The following is a 1,045-nucleotide window of genomic DNA, read 5'->3' on the forward strand; positions in this document are numbered from 1 at the left end:
TTACGGACTCTGAAATTAAGTCCCTGAAGGGAAACCCAGTGGAGGTTATAGAAAATGCAAAGCTCTTGAAGAGCAAGAAATCCATGGAATCAAAAATTATGGATCCGTGGTCAGAGAATTCAAAGTATTTAATAGATTTGATTACATATTATTTTAATTATGGAAAATCCGACTCAATAAAATTCGGCAGAAAGAACATGTATAATGATATTCAGAAATCCATATACTATGCCTTTTTGAAAGCTGTTGGGAACGAGGAGGAGTGGATGTTCAGTGAAAACCAGATTCTGCTTGGAAAGAGGATATATGAGTATGTTGACGATATGGTGAATAACCAGGACGTGAACGATCAACTGAAGAAAATAAAGGGGATAATAGGATAATGTCCAGGCATATACTATCAAAAAAGGATTACAGAGCTTTCATGGAAAAACTTGAGAAATTCAATATAGATGGAACATCCATGGCGAATATAGAGGTAGAGACAAATAAGAAAAATGAGGTTTATTATTTTTCTGGAAAACCAATATTTTATAATGGCATCCCCACATTATACCTGATAAACTATCTAAAGGTAAAAACATACAATGTTACCGTTGACAATGGAGCTGTTCCACATATAATGAACGGCTCAAATCTTTTTGCACCGGGAATAATTGAAATGGATATGAATATTAAAAAGGGAGATATGGTTTTTATTAAAAACTCAGAAGGTTTGTATATTGCAATAGGAAAAGCAAATGAAGACAGCGATGTTATAATGGCAAATAAAAAGGGAGAAGCAGTGGAAATACTGCATTATCTGAATGACAGAATTATGAAAGAATTTTAACATATAAGCGGGAAGTTCCCTTTCGTTAGAGAGGGGATGAAAGTGCAAATTTTATAGTCTATTAAGTTATTATACAACTATGTCACCATATAATCTGGATAAGGGTCAGCATTCAGTGTACTCTTTGTATTACCACTTTATTCAGGTTGTAAAATACAGAAAGAAAGTATTTTTAAATGATGCAATAGTTGATTTTCTAAAAATGAAGATAAG

Annotated in this window: 2 protein-coding genes and 1 pseudogene; all 3 read left to right on the top strand. The window is 32.9% G+C overall.

All coding sequences use genetic code 11. The features are described 5' to 3' along the window. Positions 1-383 (top strand): hypothetical protein (locus tag AMDU4_RS00410; protein ID WP_021786027.1); only part of this gene is annotated, 383 nt, incomplete at its 5' end. Beyond that, positions 383-832: a DUF1947 domain-containing protein gene (locus AMDU4_RS00415; protein WP_021786028.1), complete on the top strand. Its 450-nt coding sequence runs from the start codon at positions 383-385 to the stop codon at positions 830-832. The genes AMDU4_RS00410 and AMDU4_RS00415, both read left to right, overlap by 1 nt. Before the next feature lie 79 nt (positions 833-911). Further along, positions 912-1,045, top strand: a pseudogene (locus tag AMDU4_RS14045) (IS200/IS605 family transposase); the annotation flags it as partial.

Source organism: Ferroplasma sp. Type II, from assembly GCF_000496155.1.

Excerpts from the sequence above, each read along its gene's own strand:
- AMDU4_RS00415 (WP_021786028.1), top strand. The coding sequence starts at position 383 with ATGTCCAGGCATATACTATCAAAAAAGGATTACAGAGCTTTCATGGAA.